Origin of the sequence: Methylobacterium sp. WL103, from assembly GCF_008039885.1 — a bacterium.
Lineage (GTDB): Bacteria > Pseudomonadota > Alphaproteobacteria > Rhizobiales > Beijerinckiaceae > Methylobacterium > Methylobacterium cerastii.
On the sequence record NZ_VRUX01001224.1, the window covers coordinates 1 to 552 of the forward strand.

General features: G+C 70.8%; 1 protein-coding gene and 1 pseudogene. Both read left to right on the plus strand.

The window, feature by feature from the left end; genetic code table 11:
* On the plus strand, positions 1–228 hold a 228-nt coding region (locus FV222_RS30810), incomplete at its 5' end, for a hypothetical protein (RefSeq protein WP_210248528.1).
* A gap of 4 nt (positions 229–232) precedes the next feature.
* A pseudogene (locus tag FV222_RS28745) lies at positions 233–552 on the plus strand (MATE family efflux transporter); the annotation flags it as partial.

The window sequence follows — 552 nt, forward strand, 5'->3', positions numbered from 1 at the left end:
CCCCCCCCCCCCCCCCCCCCCCTTTTTTTTTTTTTCACCCACAACACGCCATACGTTCTGGGGGGGGGTGTGGTGGGCTCGTTTTTGTTTATAATCGCCCGGGCCGGGGCCGCGCGCGCCCCCGAAGCCGAGGCGCAGGCCGAGGCCGACGCCCGCGCGGAGGCGGAGGCTCAGGCCGAACGCGCGCTCCGGACCCCGGCGATGGAGGTTCAGAACGGTGAGCGGTGAGACCCTGGTCCCTCCCCCCTCCACGGGGGAAGCGGGCCCGCCGGCACCCGAATCCGGGCGCTTCGTCACCGGCTCGATCTTGCGCCACGTGGTGGTGATGAGCGCGACCGGCTCGATCGGGCTGATGGCGGTGTTCGTCGTCGACCTGTTATCGCTGCTCTACGTGTCGAAGCTCGGCGACACCAACCTCACCGCCGCGGTGGGCTTCGCCGCGATCGTCCAGTTCTTCGCCATCGCGATCAACATCGGGCTGATGATCGCCGCCGGCGCGCTGGTCAGCCGCGCGATCGGCGCTGGCGACGGCGCGGGCGCGCGGCGGATCGC